The organism is Pseudidiomarina indica (genome assembly GCF_900104245.1).
In the GTDB taxonomy this organism is placed as follows: domain Bacteria; phylum Pseudomonadota; class Gammaproteobacteria; order Enterobacterales; family Alteromonadaceae; genus Pseudidiomarina; species Pseudidiomarina indica.
Window position 1 is genome coordinate 48585 of sequence record NZ_FMXN01000001.1, and the last position, 17337, is coordinate 65921.

The following is a 17337-nucleotide window of genomic DNA, read 5'->3' on the forward strand; positions in this document are numbered from 1 at the left end:
CCGTGTTTTTAACGAATTGTCTAATTTACGCTCCTAAAATGTAGGAAATTAGCAAAAAATGTGGTGATCACCCACTAAAAGATGAGAAGAGGTCAACGTGCGACGTTCTGAATTGCAGGATTATCTCAATGAATTGCTCGACGTGGAGCGGATTCGTGATTATTGCCCCAATGGTTTACAAGTGGAAGGGCGGGACGAAATTCAAACCATCGTCACTGGCGTGACGGCGAGCCAAGCCTTGCTTGATCAGGCGGTGGTACTACAAGCTGACGCGGTGTTGGTTCACCATGGTTACTTTTGGAAAAGCGAACCTGCGGTGATTGTTGGCATGAAACAGCGCCGGATTAAAACCTTGCTGCAAGCTGACATCAACCTTTTTGCTTACCACTTGCCCTTAGATGTGCACAGCGATTTGGGCAACAACGCACAACTGGCGAAATTATTTGGTTGGGGAACCCCGCAACCTTTGCATACGGCCGATCCATTAGGGGTGGTGATGGGCAGCACCTTGCTGGACCCCATGAGTTCGGTGGAATTAGCGCAGCACATTGAACAGTGCTTGCAGCGTCCATTAACGGTACGTATTGATTGTGACCAGCCGATCCGTCGCATCGCCTGGTGCTCCGGAGGCGGGCAAAGCTACATTGACCATGCCGCTGCCGCAGGCTTTGATGCCTTTTTAAGTGGCGAAATCTCGGAACAAACCACCCATAGCGCGCGTGAGCAAGGGGTGGCGTATTTCGCGGCAGGTCACCATGCTACTGAGCGCTATGGCATTCGTGCGTTAGGGGAACATCTGGCCCAACGCTTTGGCTTGACCCATCACTTTATCGATATTGAGAACCCTGCTTAATGAAACAGCGTGATCAAAGTTTTGATGGGATCACTCAAAAGTTCTCCAAGAGTATCTATCACACCAATAAAGGCCGCCTTCGGTTGGCGGTCTTACAGCGTGACTTAGCGTCTTGGGTGCCTGCTGCAACTCAGGAACGCCTGCCCCGTGTACTTGATGTGGGCGGCGGCTTGGGGCAGCTATCCATGTTGTTTGCCGCAGCGGGCTGCGAAGTCACCCATACTGATATATCGGCAGAAATTGTGGCCCAAGCGCAGCAGCTGCATGCTGAACATGGCCTGAGCGAGCGTTATTGTTACGAAGTGGCGCCGCTGCAGCAATTGCCTGATTGTTTAACCGATCAGTATGACATTGTGTTGTGTCATGCGGTGCTTGAATGGTTGGCGGAGCCAGAGGCTGCAATTGCCACTTTAAAGCAGTTATTGGCACCCCAAGGGCGGCTGTCGCTTATGTTTTATAACCGCGATGCCAAGGTGTTAGCCAATATTATTTTCGGTAATTTCGATTACGTAAAAGCCGATTTAACGGTGAAGAAAACCGTGCGCATGAGTCCGCAGCAACCGCTGGAACCGGGAGCCGTGGCCGACTGGTTGGCTGTCCAGCAGCTGCAAGTGGTGGCGAAAACAGGTGTTCGCTGTTTTCATGATTATTTGCGCAACCAAGCCGATCAACAGCGGTTTGACGAATTATTAGAATTGGAATTGTGCTACAACCAACAACCGCCATTTGTTGATATCGGGCGTTATCTCCATTGGCAGATTATCCATGCCTGATCGGGTTGTCGTTATTTATACCAACCAACTCAGTGCCAAAGCGCGCCGCTATCGTCAACGTTACGATGACTTTTTTCGTGCTCAAGGCAATCGAGTTGTGCAGCTGGCGAGTACGGCTGATCGTGCCGTCGATCATGAGCAGCTGCTCACCTTGTTGTCGACTGCCCATGAGTGTGTTGCCATTGGTGGCGATGGCACGGTAAATATTGCGGTGAATGCGTTGTTGGCCAGTCAGCGCAGTGCCGCTGTCTCGTTAACGGTCATTGGGGTTGGTACGGGCAATGACTTTGCGCGCGATCACGGGTTGCAACACTGGCGGTGGCGGCTGGAACAGCCTGTGCCGAACTGCCGTTGGGAAGCGCTGGGCTTGGTTCAAACTCCACAAGGTTCACGGTACTTTGTCAATCATGTTGGTACTGGGTTGAGTGTGGATGTGATGAAGTTACAACCCCGCTGGATGAAATATCAGTTGGGGGCATTGAGTTACTTTGTCGCATTGCTGCGTTATTTGTTTGGGCCGCGAGCGAACCGTAGCCGAATTCCGCGCCAGTCGAGTTGGGACCAAGGCCAATTTGTTGCGCTAGGTCGCTACTTGGGTGGCGGATTTTGTGTGCATCCCACGGCGGATCGCACCCATGCCTCCTTGCGTGGCATTTTTATTCCTGAGCTCTCTCGTTGGCAATTATTCAAAGCGTTGCGCTGCGTATTGCAAGGGCGTTTGGAGCAAGCCGAAGCGATTGAGTTGCAGCATGCGGCGGATGGGGCTCATATTACTATTGGTGCCGCTGGGGCGCTGCTGGAACTGGATGGGGATAACTACGAACAAGGTCCTGCCCAAGTCACAGTGGTCCCGCAAGCAATCCAAGTGAATTATATCAATCAGAGGAGAGGCTAATGGCAATCACATGTGCGTTTATTGGATTGGGGGTGATGGGCTACCCGATGGCGGGACACCTCCAACAAAGTGGCTATGCCACCACGGTCTACAACCGTACTCAGGCCAAAGCAGAACAGTGGGTGCAAGAATATGGGGGCACGATGGCAGCAACCCCAGCCGCTGCAGCTGAAGGCAAGCAAGTGGTGATGCTCTGTGTGGGCAACGACGATGACGTGCGGAGTGTGGTTTATGGCGAGCAGGGCGTGCTGAGCAGCATGACCGCTGGTAGCATTTTGATTGACCATACCACCGCATCCGCTGAGTTGGCGCGTGAGTTGAGCCAGGCGGCAGCGGAGCGCGGCATCCTATTTTTAGATGCGCCCGTATCGGGTGGTCAACAAGGGGCGGTGAATGGGGTGCTGACTGCCATGATTGGCGGTGATGAAGCAGCCTTGGAGCAAGTTCGCGAGGTGTTGGCCTGTTACGCAAAAACAATGCAATACATGGGTAGTGCGGGAAATGGTCAATTGGCCAAAATGGTCAATCAGGTTTGCATTGCCGGGGTGGTGCAAGGGTTGGCGGAAGGGCTCCAACTGGCGCGTAAAGTCGGGCTCGACCCGGATGCGTTGATTCAAGCCATCAGTCAAGGTGCGGCTGGTTCTTGGCAAATGGTCAATCGTTATAAAACCATGTGGCAAGGCGAGTATGAGCATGGATTTGCCGTGGATTGGATGCGGAAAGATTTAAAAATTGTGCTCGAAGAAGCCGAACGCCAACGTATTAGTATGCCGCTCACAGCTTTGGTGGATCAGTTTTACGGCGAGGTGCAGAAAATGGGCGGCTCTCGTTGGGATACCTCAAGCTTATTAGCACGACTGGAAAAATAAGCATAAAAAAACCCCAGTTTAAACTGGGGTTTTTGTTTATCGTCAAGCGATGCTTAGCGGATACCCATCCGACGTAAAGCACCGGTCGAGAAGTCCGCACGGACTGGGCTGATATCGAAGTTCATGTATTCACGCTCTTCGTTCGCTAAACCGAGCAGGATGTAACGACCTGAGTTTAAGTCGTATAAGGCTTCGGCTGCCATCCACGGGGTATCGTGGTAGTAGAATTGCATATTGTACGCTTCTGCTACACGCCACAATTCGCCGCGACCGTCGTAGTGGTCAATGACGGTTGCCGTCCAAGTATCTTCATCAAAGAACATATGACGAGTTGCATAGATATGGCGCTCACCGTCTTTCAAGGTACCTTTTACTTCCCAAACACGGTGTTTTTCATAACGCACGTAGTCTTGATTCATGTGGCCAGGACCGATGATATCCGTGTACTTAAGATTGGTATCGAGCAGCTTGAAGTTGTTGTATGGAATCAACATTTCACGCTTGCCAACGAGTTCCCAGTTATATTTGTCTGGCGCACCGTTGAACATATCAAGACCGTCTGAGGTACGCAGACCGTCAGAAGCGGTACCTGGACCATCATAAGCAACCGAAGGTGCTTTACGTACACGACGTTGGCCAGCGTTATATAACCAGGCACGACGAGATTCTTTAACTTGGTCGATGGTATCGTGAACCAATAATACGGTACCTGTCATTCGTGCAGGCGCTAATACTTCTTGTAAGAAGTAGAACAGAACGTTGTCATCAGCTGCTTCACGACCGGTTTTTAAATACTCAGGGAATACCAGAGACTCACGTAATAAAACAGGAACAAATGATCCGTTTTCTAAGACAGGGAACTGGTTAACGAGGCGTTGTACCGCACCACCACGATAACGGGTTACGTGGTTCCAGATAACTTCTAAACCACTTTGCGGAATTGGGAATGGGATGTGCTTTTGGAAGTTTGCTAATCCGTTACCACCTGATACCAATTCTGCATTGACCGCGTTCTCTGCAATCACATCATAAACGTGTTGTGGGTACGCAGCAGTACGATGCGACGGATAAACGTGCATCTTATAGTTAGGGTACTTCTTAAACATTGCCACTTGGCCTGCTGAGAGCAGATCTTTATATTGGTCAACGTTAGCAGGAGTAATTGTGTAAAGAGGCTGTTCGTCGGCGAAGGGGTCAGCAGGGCGTGATGGGATTTCACCATCCGCTTTCATACTTAAGCCACCAGTCCACGCAGGGATTGACCCATCTGCGTTGCCAGCACGCTCAGCGCCAACCGGAGTTAAATCACTTCCCAAACGAGCCGCTTCTTCTGGGCTAACTTTCGCCATGACCGTAGCGGACACGACAGAAAGCGCGAAAATACCGGCTTTTAGCATCATTTTTTTCATTGTGCTTTTCCTTGTTATTCTGGATATGCTGACTTTACCGCAGTAAAACTACACCAAAACGAAACAAATTAAAATGGCCAACAGATACTAGCGTTCAATCAGCGTTCGTTGTAAGGTATCAGCTGGTTTGACCTCTAGTTATTTTCCCATAGCATGTATCGCTAATAGGAATTTTGCAACTATTACGACAGTTAAAATTAAGATTTGTTACGAGGTTTTCATGAATAAAGCGGCAGTTCATGTGAGTGCAGTAGTACTGACAGCCTTGCTTAGCACAGCAGTCATGGCGAACAGCGCCATCCATCGTGATTACGAAGTCATGCACGCTCCCGCCATGCTTGCTAAAAAAGCACCGCAAGCGGTATTGACAGAAATCACTCGCACGGACACTCGCACCATTGCTGTGGGAGATTATGGTCTGATTATTTTCCGCGATGCAGCGCAGTCAGCGTGGCAGCAAGCGGAAGTTCCTACCAGTATATTCTTTACCGGCATCGATTTTGCTGACGCCGATCATGGTTGGGCCGTGGGTCATCATGGGGTGATTGTTGCTACCATCGATGGTGGCAAAACGTGGCAATTACAACTCGATGGTTTTCAATATGTTGAGCAACAAAAGGCTCACTTCTCTCAGTTAGTCGCTGCACTCGAAGAACAACTCGAAAATTTTGATGGCAGTGAAGATGAAGAAGAAGAGCTCTTGTTTGCCCTAGATGATGCTTCGTTTCAATTAGAGAATGCTGAGCTTGCGCTCACAGAAGGTCCAACCAAACCCTTCTTAGATGTGCATGCGGTCTCGAATGACGACGTGTATGTGGTTGGCGCGTATGGCAGCATGCTGCGTAGCCAAGACGGCGGCAAGCATTGGGACATTCTGGATGAACGCATTGAGAATCCAGACGGCTACCATTTGAATACGGTGATCAGTGATGACCACTATTTGTATGTTGCCGGTGAAGCGGGGCAAGTGTTCCGTAGTGCTGACGCTGGAGAAAGCTGGGAGCTACTGGATTCTCCTTATAATGGTTCCTTCTTTGCGAGCTACGTCGATAAACAACAACAGCTATGGTTAGTGGGCTTACGTGGCAATATTTTTGTCAGCACCGATCAAGGCGACAGCTTTGAGCGCATTCGTTTAGAAGACAACGTAAATATCAATGCGGTGGTCGATGCTCCGCAGGGGGGTGTTTATTTAGTGGGTAACGCAGGTGTTATCGGCTGGGTGGACGCCAATCGTAACGTGATGCAAATGACCCATCCTTCAGCTGCTGCATTGAGTGGCGTCATGACCGATGCAGACGGGCGCCTGCTTGCAGTTGGACAGCGTGGTGTTATCGAAATTGATGACTTCCAGCGCGCAGTACACGAACAAGAATAACAAAGGAATTATTGCTGTATGTCGAAGCCATCTATCGCCACACAAAGCGTGTTCTTAGAGCGTCTGTTATTTAACGTTCGCCCGCTTTGGTTATTGATTTTTACTCTAATTACCATTTTTCTTGGCTGGCAGGCGAGCCAAGTAAGGCCTGAAGCAAGCTTTACCAAAATGATTCCGACGGAACATGAGTTCATTCAGAATTATTTTAAATACCAAAATGATTTAGCCAGTTTAGGAAACGTTGTTCGGATTGCGGTTGAAACAACCGATAACGATATTTTTACTGCTGAATTTCAACAAACACTGCAACAAATCACGGATGAAGTGTTCTTTATTCCTGGAGTGAACCGCAGCGGCTTGAAGAGTATCTGGACACCGAACGTGCGTTGGAGTGAGGTGACGGAAGAAGGCTTCGTCGGTGGACCTGTCATCCCTGACAATTGGGACGCATCAGCAGCATCACTTGAGCAATTACGTACGAACGTTTTACGTTCGGGCGAAGTCGGTAACTTAGTTGCCAACAACTTCAAATCCGCCTTAATCGTTGTGCCGTTGAATGAAGTGAATCCCGACACAGGTGAAGCACTGGACTATCAGCAATTTTCACAGCAACTCGAAGAGCGAATTCGCGATAAATACCAGTCAGATACGGTGAAAATTCATATCACGGGCTTTGCCAAAGTCATTGGTGATTTAATTGAAGGTGCCTACCAAGTCGGGATCTTCTTTGTAGTGGCTATTACCATCACGCTAATCATGTTGTTCTGGTATAGCCGCTGTTGGCGGAGCTCATTTGCTGTGCTGGCCTGTTCCTTTATTGCGGTGATTTGGCAGTTGGGGATTATCAAACTTATTGGCTCCGGCATTAACCCATACTCCATGTTGGTTCCTTTCTTGGTCTTTGCCATCGGGGTCAGTCATGGGGTGCAAATCATCAACGCAATTGGTAATAACAGCGTTGCTGGGCACAGTAAAATTGATGCCGCACGGATTGCCTTTCGGTCGTTGTATATTGCTGGTTTAACCGCATTGGTGTCAGATGCGATCGGCTTTACCACGCTCATGGTGATCAACATTGAGGTGATTCAAGAGCTGGCGATTGCGGCAAGTATTGGTGTAGCAGTGGTGGTGCTGACCAACTTAGGACTGTTACCCATTATTATGTCCTATGCGGGCGTTTCGAAGCGTGGTATTCGCCATACCGAAAAACAGCAAACCAAAAAACATCAATTACTGGGCTTTTTTGCGAACTTCACCAAACCGAAGTGGGCCTATACTGCAATTGCATTGGCTATCGTTGGTTTGGGCTGGGGTTTGGTGTACGGCCAACAAATGAAAATTGGTGACTTGGATGCGGGTGCGCCAGAATTACGCCCTGACAGTCGTTATAACTTGGATAACCAATTTATTGTCGACAACTATAGTTCCAGCACCGATATTTTTGTGGTCATGGCAGAAACAGCGCCAAGCCAGTGTATTGCGTATGACAACTTAGAGCTGCTCGATCGCTTTAGTTGGCATATGGAAAATACCCCAGGCGTACAAGACGTTAAATCGGTGGTGTATGTGGCCAAAATGGGTGCCTTTGGATTAAACGAAGGAAACCTGAAATGGTTCAGCCTGAACCGGAACCAATACGTGTTGAACGCCAACACCAGCCGAACCCCACCAGGGTTGGTGAATGCGGATTGTTCCATGGCGCCGGTGATCATTTACTTGAATGACCATAAAGCGGAAACCCTTGAGACTGTGGTTGCTGCCGTGGAAGAGTTTAATCAACAGTATCAACAAGACGGCTTAGAATTGTTGATGGCGGCGGGGAACTCAGGCATTGAAGCAGCAACCAACTCGGTGATTGAGTCTGCCCAAAACAAAATGATGATTTGGGTGTATAGCGTGGTCATTGGTCTCTGCTTGCTGACATTCCGCAGTGTGCGGACGGTCACCTGTATTATTCTGCCGCTTATGTTGACCACGGTGATGAGCCAAGGTCTGATGGGAGTTCTCGGTATCGGTACTAAGGTGGCGACGCTGCCAGTGATTGCCTTAGGCGTTGGGATTGGCGTGGACTACGGTATTTATATCTATGCGAAGCTCAAAGAGGGGTTAGCGGCTGGTATGAACTTGGATGAGAGTTACCAATATGCGTTATCTCATACGGGTAAAGCCGTTGGCTTCACCGGGTTAACCCTAGCAATTGGGGTCGCAACGTGGATTTTCTCACCGATTAAATTCCAAGCGGATATGGGAATATTGCTGACCTTTATGTTCTTATGGAACATGTTGGGGGCGATGATTCTTATCCCATCATTGGCACGGATGTTTGCGAACTTAAGTCGCAAACGTCACGCTTAGTCTGAACCATTGGCGTCGGCTAAAATAAAGTCGGCGCCAATATCTGCAATGACCATGGTTGGAGCGTTGGTGTTGCCGCTTAAAATAGTGGGCATGATTGACGCATCAATCACCCGCAACTGACTGACTCCATTCACGCGTAATTCTGCATCCACCACAGCGTTGGCATCATTGCCCATGCGACACGTACTTGTAGGGTGATAAATTAAGCCCACTTGCTGCTCAATCAGTTGCCACAGTTCTGCGTCCGAGGTTGTCGGGCCAGGCCAAGCTTCGCCACCATGATGTTGGCTGAGTGGTGCTTGAGCCATGATGGTGCGTACAATTTTGACGCCTCGTAGTAAGGTTTCACGGTCCGCCTCATTGTCTAAAAAGTTATAGTTGAAGCGGGGCGGTACCATCGGGTTGGCGCTGGCTAAGGTGAGTTCACCGCGAGCTTGTGGGCGTAAAATACAAACATGGCAAGCAAACCCATGATGAAATGCTGGGCGCAGGTCCCAGCCACTATCGTTAAAGCGACAGGACACAAAATGGAGCTGTAAATCGGGCTCAGCCACGCTCGGATCACTTTTAATAAACCCGCCTGTTTCGGACGGGGATACCGTAAGTGGGCCTTCGCGCTTCCATAGATACTGAATGAAGCCTTTGGTCATTTGAGCCAAGCCTCGAGGTGTGATGCTGATGCCGTCTTTTAAGCGGTTATGGCAATGCACCATGACATCAACATGCTCTTGAAGGTTTTGCCCTACCTCGGCGCGATTGGCTACCACCGGAATATTGAATTCTGCTAAGTGCTCAGCGGGGCCAACCCCTGACAACATCAGCAGTTGGGGGGAGTGAATGGCACCACAGGCCAGAATCACCTCACGGCGGGCGGTTGCTACCTGGGAGCGGCGCCGACGTTTAAATTGAACCCCCGTGGCACGAGCCGGAATGAGGGTTTGATCAAACAGCACCCGTTCGGCCTGACAGCCGGTCAACACCGTGAGATTGGGACGGGTTAAGGCAGGCTCTAAAAACGCTTTGCGCGCACTCCAACGTTGATGATCTTTGATCGTGAACTGGTAGGGGCCGACGCCTTCTAGCTGCGGGCCGTTAAAGTCAGGGTTGTAGGGAATACCAGCCGCCACCGCAGCTGCCACGAATTGACGTGCAACGGGAAAGTAGGTGGGCACATCGCTCACATGCAAAGGCCCCGCGGTGCCGTGGTATTCCGAGGCACCCCGCTGATTATTTTCCAATTGTTTAAACCGTGGCAGGACGTTGCGCCATGCCCACGCGTCGGAACTCACGCTCGCCCAATGATCGTAATCACTCGGCAAGCCGCGGGTATAGATCATGGCGTTAATCATACTACTCCCGCCTAAGCCCTTGCCGCGAGGGGTGTAGAAGCCTTGTCCTGCCCGTAACGGACCTGGGTCACTGCTGCGGAGTAACCAATTAAATTTACGACTGTGCATAAAGCGGATCACGCCACCGGGCATGGTACTAAAGAACGAGCGACCGGAGCCGCCTGCTTCAAGGAGCAACACCTGATAACGCCCACAGGCGCTCAGACGATTGGCGAGCACGCAGCCCGCGGTACCGCCGCCAACAATAATGTAATCGTAGGAAAGATTAGAGCTCTTGAACGTAGCGGTAGAGGTCATGGAGCACTCGCTGGGCGGATGGATTCTCAGGGTGTTGTAGCAATGCAGCTTCAAGCTCTTGCACGAACTGTTCGGCACCAAGCATGCGGCCTGGCGGGTCCATTAGACGTTGCTGGCAGAACTCTCGCCAGCGCAGCATTTCCTGCTCAGTGAGGGTGGCTGGATAGTTGCGCGCGCGATAACGAAACAACATTTCCGGCAAACGTGGGTCTTCAAAATTCAAGCTTAGGCCAGCTAGCTGCTCGGGCGGTGTGGCACGAATGATGTTCATACTGGAGCGATCTTGGTCACTAAAAAAGGAACCACTGTAAAGCATGAAATCAGGATCTTCTAACGCGTCATATTGCCGTTGGTAACTGGCGATTTGTAGAATACGGTCGCGTAATTGCGGTTGTTCCAACAATAATTGACGGTGCTGTTCGCATTGCTGTAAATCGATGTCCCAACGTTCTTGATTGGCGGCATCGAGCACATTTAAGGGGGCAATAAACGGGCATTTATTAAGCTGGAATTGTCCCCCTGCAAATGGCGGCAAGCCTTGTTCTGCGAGTTCAGCACGACGGGTAAAACGGTGTTCAATCAGGGCTTCATCCGAGTGGTTTGTCAGTTCACCAGGGTGATAGCGTAAGTCCCAATAGATGACGTTATTCGGTTGCTCAGGGTGGAAGCCTAGCGGCATGATCACACTGACATAGCCCTGCGCCGCACCGTAATACACGCTGACATGCACCAGTGGGGTAAACTGGATCAGGTTCACTTGGGCGGCCACGGCTTGTTTGCGGCGTAAATTCAGGGCGTATTGGAACAGCCGTGGTTGTGCTTGCTGAATTTTCTTCGCCAACTCGATGGTTGCATGCACATCGCTAAGGGCATCGTGAGCGCGGCCATGATCAATCTGGTTGGCCCGCGTTAAATCTTCCAACCGCAAGCTGACCCGTCCATCTTCGTGATAGGGCCATTCGATGCCTTCAGGGCGTAGGGCATAACAGGCTCGCACTAAGTCGATTAAATCCCAGCGGCTGGACTGGTTCTGCCACGTGTGGGCGTACGGGTCGATAAAGTTCCGATAAAATAAATGGCGGGTGACTTCATCGTCAAACTGAAGATTGTTATAACCAACGCTAATGGTTTCGGGCTGCTGCATTTCGGCGGCAATTTTTTCAGCAAAAGCCGCCTCACACATGCCTTGGTTTAACGCATGTTGGGGTGTAATGCCCGTTACCAGTGCCGCTTGTGGGTGCGGTAGAAAATCAGGGGTCGGCTGTGCATAAATGCTGAGCGGCCGCCCCACTGGTGCAAAATCGAGGGTGGTTCGCAGACCCGCAAACTGAGCCGGTCGATCAAACAGTGGATTCGCTCCCCAAGTTTCGTAATCATGCCAGTAGAAGGTTGGCTGTGTCATAGTAATACGAAGTTCTCTAAATAAATGAGTTTATTCACGTCAATTTACCTGAATTGAGCGGTAAAACAAAGGTTATCTCCTATCGGCACTGAGGGCTCTTTGCTATGATTCAATCACAGTTGATAACAATAACAGGGGGCAATATGAAACGAATCATTGGCGCAGGAGTGCTGGCAGGGCTAGTTGGGTTAACGGCAACCCCAGTGGCGGCTGAAGAACCATTTGCTATCGCAATTCACGGGGGCGCTGGAACCATTACACGCGCTACCATGACACCGGCGCGTGAAGCGGAATATCACGCCAAATTAAAAGAAGCGGTGGATGCCGGTTACGCCATTTTGGAACAAGGTGGAACCAGTCTTGATGCGGTCACTGTCGCGGTACAAGTGCTGGAAGATTCGCCGCTCTTTAATGCGGGGCGTGGGGCGGTGTATACCTGGGATGGGCATCATGAGTTGGATGCCTCCATTATGAATGGCGCCACGGCTGAAGCGGGTGCGGTAGCAAGCGTGACCACGGTGAAAAGCCCGATTGCATTGGCGCGTGAAGTGATGGAAAACTCCGTGCATGTGATGTTGACGGGGCCGGGAGCTGAAGCGTTTGCCAAGCAACAAGGGCTCGAATTGGTCGAGAATAGCTATTTTAATAGCAAATCACGTTACGAAGCCTTGCAACGCATGAAGAAACAGGTCGGTAACCCCCAAGATAAAACCGCGTGGCAGCAACTCCCTGCCGATTATAAGCATGGTACTGTGGGGGCGGTGGCTTTGGATAAAGACGGCAATTTGGCGGCGGCTACCTCCACCGGTGGGATGACCGGCAAGCGCTGGGGCCGGGTCGGGGATGCCCCTATTATTGGCGCTGGCACTTGGGCTGATAATGAAAGCTGTGCGATTTCAGCAACCGGACACGGGGAGTATTTTATTCGGTACCATGTGGCTGCGGATATTTGTGCTCGGGTGAAATACCTGAATCAGGATATTTTTACTGCCGGTGATGCCGTTATTTTTGATGTATTAGAACCCGTCGGTGGCACCGGTGGCGTGATTATTGTGGATCCGCAAGGTCAGGTGCATATGCCATTCAATACCGAGGGCATGTATCGTGCCAAACGGCAAGCAGGCCAAGCGGCGGAAGTTGCGATTTATAAAAATTGACTATACTGATGACTGTGTTACCCAACAACAAGGAGGGGGAATGCAGTCATTAAAAGTCAGTGATTACATGAATCCGCAGCCCGTTACCTTTGCCCCGGATATGTCCATTGAAAGTGCCGTAATGCGATTATTGCAGACCGGCCAACGAGGAGGCCCTGTGGTGGATCAACAGGGGCAGTTAGTCGGGTTTTTTTCGGAGCAAGATTGCTTAGCCACCTTGCTTCTTGAAACTTACCATAATGAGCAAGGCACAAAGGTGGGCGATTGCATGTATCAAGGGGCTGTGGTGACGGTCGCTGCTAATGCAAGCATTGCTGATTTAGCCCAACAGATGACCAATAATCGCCCTAAAATATATCCAGTGATGGATGACAGCGGCCAATTGCTTGGCGTGATTACGCGCACGGATATTTTACGCGCCATTAAAGATCACTGTCAGACACTGTCACCGGGTAAGGTCTCCGTCGCCTCGTAATGACAATCATTAACAAGCGAAGCTGGCACTGGTAAACTAGGGCCAGCTTTTTTTATTGTCTGAAGGATCGTTGTGCAGTCCATTTCATTTCCGAACGATTTACCCGTTGTTCAAGAAAAACAACAAATACAAGATGCTATCCGTCAACATCAGGTGGTGATTATTGCTGGTGAAACGGGCTCTGGTAAAACCACTCAGCTTCCCAAAATGCTGCTTGAAATGGGGTATGGCAGCCGTGAAAGCGGTCAACTCATTGGGCATACGCAACCTCGTCGGTTAGCCGCTCGTAGTGTGGCTGCGCGTATCGCGCAGGAGTTACAGAGCGAATTGGGGCAGTTGGTAGGCTATAAGGTTCGCTTTCAAGATCAAACCGCGCCCGGCACCCGCATCAAACTAGTGACTGACGGCATGCTGTTGGCCGAACTGCAAAATGACCCGTTGCTGCGTCAGTATGATGCGTTAATCATTGACGAAGCTCATGAACGCAGCCTCAATATCGATTTTTTATTGGGGGTATTGGCCACCATTTTACCGAAGCGGCCAGAGCTGAAACTGATTATTACGTCGGCCACCATCGAAACTGAACGCTTCGCTCAACATTTTAATCAAGCGCCCATTATTACCGTCACTGGCCGAACTTATCCGGTTGAAATCCGTTATCGACCGCTGCATGACGCGGAACAAGGGCAGGATGATTCCGATAACGACGTGATCAGTGGGGTGACGCAGGCGGTCACAGAATTGATGCAAGAGCCGCCGGGCGATATTCTGATTTTCGCCAGTGGCGAGCGTGAAATTCGAGATTTTGCTGAAGCGATTGGCGAGCTGGGGCTGCACCGAGTTGAGGTGTTGCCGTTGTACGCACGGTTGTCGGCGGCAGAACAAAATCGTATTTTCCAACCTCATCAGGCGGCGCGACGCATCGTGATTGCCACCAACGTGGCCGAAACCTCGTTAACGGTACCAGGAATCCGTTATGTGATTGACCCTGGTACTGCTCGGATCAGCCGCTACAGCTACCGCACCAAAGTGCAGCGGCTGCCCATTGAAAAAATATCTCAAGCAAGCGCCAATCAACGGGCAGGACGTTGTGGGCGGGTGGCACCTGGAATCTGTATTCGGTTGTACAGTGAAGAGGATTTCTTAGCCCGTCCTGAATACACGGATCCGGAGATTCTACGGACAAACTTGGCTGCTGTTATTTTACAAATGACTGCGGCTAACTTAGGCGATATACGACACTTTCCATTTATTGATCGTCCAGACGAACGCTTCATTAATGATGGCATTCAGTTATTACAAGAATTAAATGCCACCACCCATGGGCGAGGGCAGCGAGCACGCCGCGGCGGCAAGCGTAGTACTAAGCTTACCCGTATTGGTCGGCAGCTGGCTCAGTTACCCTTAGATCCGCGCTTGGCCCGGATGGTGCTTGCAGCCAATGAATTTGGTTGCATGCAAGAGGTGATGGTGATTACCGCTGCCATGAGTATTCAGGATCCGCGGGAACGCCCGCAACAACAGCGCCAAAAAGCGGACGAGTTGCATCAGCGGTTTCATGATAAAGATTCTGACTTTATTGCCTATTTGAAGTTATGGAATTACCTACGGGAATGCCAACAAGAACTCTCGAAAACCCAATTCAGAAAGCGGGTGAAGCAAGAGTTTTTACATTTTTTGAGGATTCGTGAGTGGCAAGATATTTACACTCAAATTCGGCAAACCGTGCGTGGGCTAGGGCTGCGGATTAACCAAGAGTCGGCCAGTTATGAAGCCATTCATCGCGCCTTACTCACTGGCATGTTGTCGCAAATTGGTCAGAAGCAAGAAGGGCATGAGTTTTTAGGTGCACGGAACCGAACGTTCTACATTTTCCCAGGGTCTGGCTTATTTAAAAAGTCACCGAAATGGATCATGTCAGCGGAAATGGTGGAAACATCGCGGCTGTTTGCCCGCGTTAACGCACGAATTGAACCCGAATGGATCGAACCTGCTGCGATGCATTTGGTGAAACGCCAGTATTTTGATCCTCACTTTTCACGCCGCCAAGGCTCTGTGGTTGCCGATGAACAAGTGACTTTGTATGGCCTGATTGTGGTGCCACGGCGCAAGGTGCAATACGGGCCGATTGATGGCAAAGCAGCGCGCGATATTTTTATTCGAGAAGGCTTGGTACAAGCGCAATTAAAGCGAAAATTGCCTTTTATTCAACACAACACCGCATTGATTGATGACGTTAAAGCGTTGGAAGAAAAATCCCGTCGGCGTGATATTTTAGTGGACGATGATGCCTTATTCGACGCCTATGATCGGGTGATTCCTGCAGATATCTATAATGAGCAATTGCTGGCTGGCTGGTGGCACAAAGCAGTGAAAGAGCAGCCGCAGTTGTTGTATTTCACCCGCGATGACTTGATGGCGCAAAGTGCCGAGCATGTCACTGCCGCAGACTACCCCGAGACGTGGCAACAGCACTCGTTACGGTTGCCGTTGCGCTATGTGTTTGAGCCAACAGCGGCGGATGATGGAGTGACGGTGATGATTCCGGTGGCGCTGCTGAATCAAGTGACTCCAAGCGGCTTCGATTGGTTAATCCCAGCACTGCGGCATGACTTAGTGGTCGCTTGGATTAAGTCGCTCCCAAAACCAATTCGCCGGAACTTTGTGCCTGCGCCAAACTACGCGGCGGCATTTTTGGCTGACTGTAGCGCAGAAACCATCGCCACCCAGCCGTTGTTAAAGGCTTTATCGGATAAATTGCGACGGATGACTGGGGTGACCATCGACCCTGACGCCTGGGATGCTGACCAGCTGCCTCATCATTTACGTATGAACTTTGAAGTGGTGGATGAACAAGGGAAATCCTTGGGCATGGGGCGCGATTTGGTGCACTTGCAGCAGCAGCTGCAAGGCACGGTAAAACAGGCCATTCAACGGGCTGTCGAGCAGCCTGAAGCCGCGCCTCAAAGTGTGAATGAATGGGCATTTGGCAGTTTGCCGACCACGTTAGAAAAAAATCAGCATGGCTATGCAATTAAGGCGTATCCTGCGATTACTCCGGCCAAAGACGGGGTCAAGCAGGAGTTATTTGATAGCGAACTGGAAGCCCAGCATGCCCATCAACAAGGGTTGCGGCAGTTATTATTGATTCAATTGCCATCCCCGATCCGTCATTTGCAGCAATCCTTGTCGAACAAAGCCAAGTTAGCGATGTATTACAACCCGTGGGGGCAAGTGAACGAGCTGATTCAAGATTGTGTTGTTGCGGCCTTGGATGAATTTATTCAAGCGAACCCAGCACGAGACGCCACGGCGTATCAGCAACTGTATGATACAGCTCGAGCGGAGTTGAATGAGCGGGTGACCGCCATTGCGACCTTGGTAGAACCCTGTTTGGTGCTAAGCCAAGCCATTCGTAAGCGCATTAAAGGCAAGGTGACGCTTGACCAAGTGCAAGCCCATGCTGATATTAAATCCCAACTGGATGGATTGATTTTTCCTGGCTTCGTTAGTGACATTGGTGCCCAACGTTTACCCGATGTGGTGCGTTACTTAACGGCCATTGAACGCCGGTTGGAGAAATTACCATTGGATCCCACCAAAGATCGCGCGCATTTGGTTGTGTTGACGCAATTGCAGCAAAATTATCGGGAATTGTTGCAAAAAGTACCGAAAGGGCAGCCGGTACCGAGTGAGTTAATCGAGGTGCGTTGGATGATTGAGGAATTACGGGTGAGCTTTTTTGCGCAAACCTTGGGCACCCGTTTCCCAATCTCTGAAAAACGGGTGCGGCAGGCGTTAGCTCGCGTACAACTCTAAGTTGGCGCGGGCGTACGCTTCAAAGTCATCACAGCCACCAATGTGTTTTTCATCGATGAAAATTTGTGGCACGGTCAGTACGGGCTTGCCGACTGTTTTTTCTAAATCAGCTTTGCTAATACCTTCGGCGTGCATATCGATATAACGGAATTCGAAATCATCGCGTTGTTCCGCTAGTTTTTCTGCGATTTGTTGGGCACGAACGCAATAAGGGCAACCTGGGCGACCAAAAATAACCGTAAACATGAAAACTCCTGTGTTGAATATAATACGTCGTCAATCTGTCTATTTTCCTATATTCCG

General features: G+C 50.3%; 13 protein-coding genes. 9 read left to right on the top strand and 4 right to left on the bottom strand.

Translation table 11 applies throughout. The features are described from left to right. The first annotated feature begins 97 nt into the window (after positions 1-97). The 4 genes from BLP64_RS00220 to BLP64_RS00235 are packed head-to-tail and all read left to right on the top strand — an operon-like array spanning position 98 to position 3390. Positions 98-853 (top strand): Nif3-like dinuclear metal center hexameric protein, encoded by a 756-nt coding sequence (locus tag BLP64_RS00220; RefSeq protein ID WP_092590534.1) that lies wholly within the window; start codon positions 98-100, stop codon positions 851-853. Then, positions 853-1626, top strand: coding sequence for a methyltransferase (locus tag BLP64_RS00225; protein WP_092590536.1), 774 nt, complete (start codon positions 853-855; stop codon positions 1624-1626). The genes BLP64_RS00220 and BLP64_RS00225 overlap by 1 nt, the downstream gene beginning before the upstream one ends. Next, the gene (locus tag BLP64_RS00230; RefSeq protein WP_092590538.1) at positions 1619-2521 is read left to right on the top strand and encodes a diacylglycerol/lipid kinase family protein; all 903 of its coding nucleotides are present in this window, start codon (positions 1619-1621) and stop codon (positions 2519-2521) included. The genes BLP64_RS00225 and BLP64_RS00230 overlap by 8 nt, the downstream gene beginning before the upstream one ends. Continuing rightward, a complete protein-coding gene (locus BLP64_RS00235) occupies positions 2521-3390 on the top strand; it encodes an NAD(P)-dependent oxidoreductase (protein WP_092590540.1) in 870 nt (289 codons plus the stop codon). Before BLP64_RS00230 ends, BLP64_RS00235 begins: the two co-directional genes overlap by 1 nt. Before the next feature lie 53 nt (positions 3391-3443). Here the strand turns inward: BLP64_RS00235 and BLP64_RS00240 are convergent, their stop codons facing one another. Next, positions 3444-4799, bottom strand: a complete 1356-nt coding sequence (locus BLP64_RS00240; protein WP_092590542.1) for a DUF1329 domain-containing protein — start codon at positions 4797-4799, stop codon at positions 3444-3446. A 220-nt stretch (positions 4800-5019) separates the two neighbouring features. Between BLP64_RS00240 and BLP64_RS00245 the strand changes: the two genes are divergently transcribed. Then, complete coding sequence (locus tag BLP64_RS00245; protein WP_092590544.1) at positions 5020-6177, top strand: YCF48-related protein; 1158 nt, start codon at positions 5020-5022, stop codon at positions 6175-6177. A gap of 18 nt (positions 6178-6195) precedes the next feature. After that, a complete protein-coding gene (locus BLP64_RS00250; protein ID WP_092590546.1) occupies positions 6196-8532 on the top strand; it encodes an efflux RND transporter permease subunit in 2337 nt (778 codons plus the stop codon). Here the strand turns inward: BLP64_RS00250 and BLP64_RS00255 are convergent. Together BLP64_RS00255 and sbcB are read right to left on the bottom strand one after the other, a co-directional pair. After that, a complete protein-coding gene (locus tag BLP64_RS00255; RefSeq protein WP_092590548.1) occupies positions 8529-10181 on the bottom strand; it encodes a GMC family oxidoreductase in 1653 nt (550 codons plus the stop codon). The genes BLP64_RS00250 and BLP64_RS00255 overlap by 4 nt on opposite strands. Beyond that, positions 10150-11583: an exodeoxyribonuclease I gene (gene sbcB / locus BLP64_RS00260; protein WP_092590550.1), complete on the bottom strand. Its 1434-nt coding sequence runs from the start codon at positions 11581-11583 to the stop codon at positions 10150-10152. The genes BLP64_RS00255 and sbcB overlap by 32 nt, the downstream gene beginning before the upstream one ends. A gap of 143 nt (positions 11584-11726) precedes the next feature. Here sbcB and BLP64_RS00265 point away from each other — a divergent pair, with 143 nt between their 5' ends. The 3 genes from BLP64_RS00265 (at position 11727) to hrpA (ending at position 17034) form a co-directional block, all read left to right on the top strand. Beyond that, complete coding sequence (locus BLP64_RS00265; RefSeq protein WP_092590552.1) at positions 11727-12740, top strand: isoaspartyl peptidase/L-asparaginase family protein; 1014 nt, start codon at positions 11727-11729, stop codon at positions 12738-12740. Positions 12741-12780: 40 nt separating this feature from the next. Beyond that, positions 12781-13215, top strand: coding sequence for a CBS domain-containing protein (locus tag BLP64_RS00270; RefSeq protein WP_092590554.1), 435 nt, complete (start codon positions 12781-12783; stop codon positions 13213-13215). A 72-nt stretch (positions 13216-13287) separates the two neighbouring features. Next, the gene (hrpA, locus tag BLP64_RS00275) at positions 13288-17034 is read left to right on the top strand and encodes an ATP-dependent RNA helicase HrpA (protein WP_233340063.1); all 3747 of its coding nucleotides are present in this window, start codon (positions 13288-13290) and stop codon (positions 17032-17034) included. Here hrpA and BLP64_RS00280 read toward each other — a convergent pair. Then, positions 17014-17280 carry a GrxA family glutaredoxin gene (locus BLP64_RS00280; protein WP_092590558.1) on the bottom strand — a complete coding sequence of 89 codons (267 nt, stop codon included), beginning with the start codon at positions 17278-17280 and terminating at the stop codon, positions 17014-17016. The two genes, hrpA and BLP64_RS00280, sit on opposite strands and share 21 nt — an antisense overlap. Positions 17281-17337: the final 57 nt, after the last annotated feature.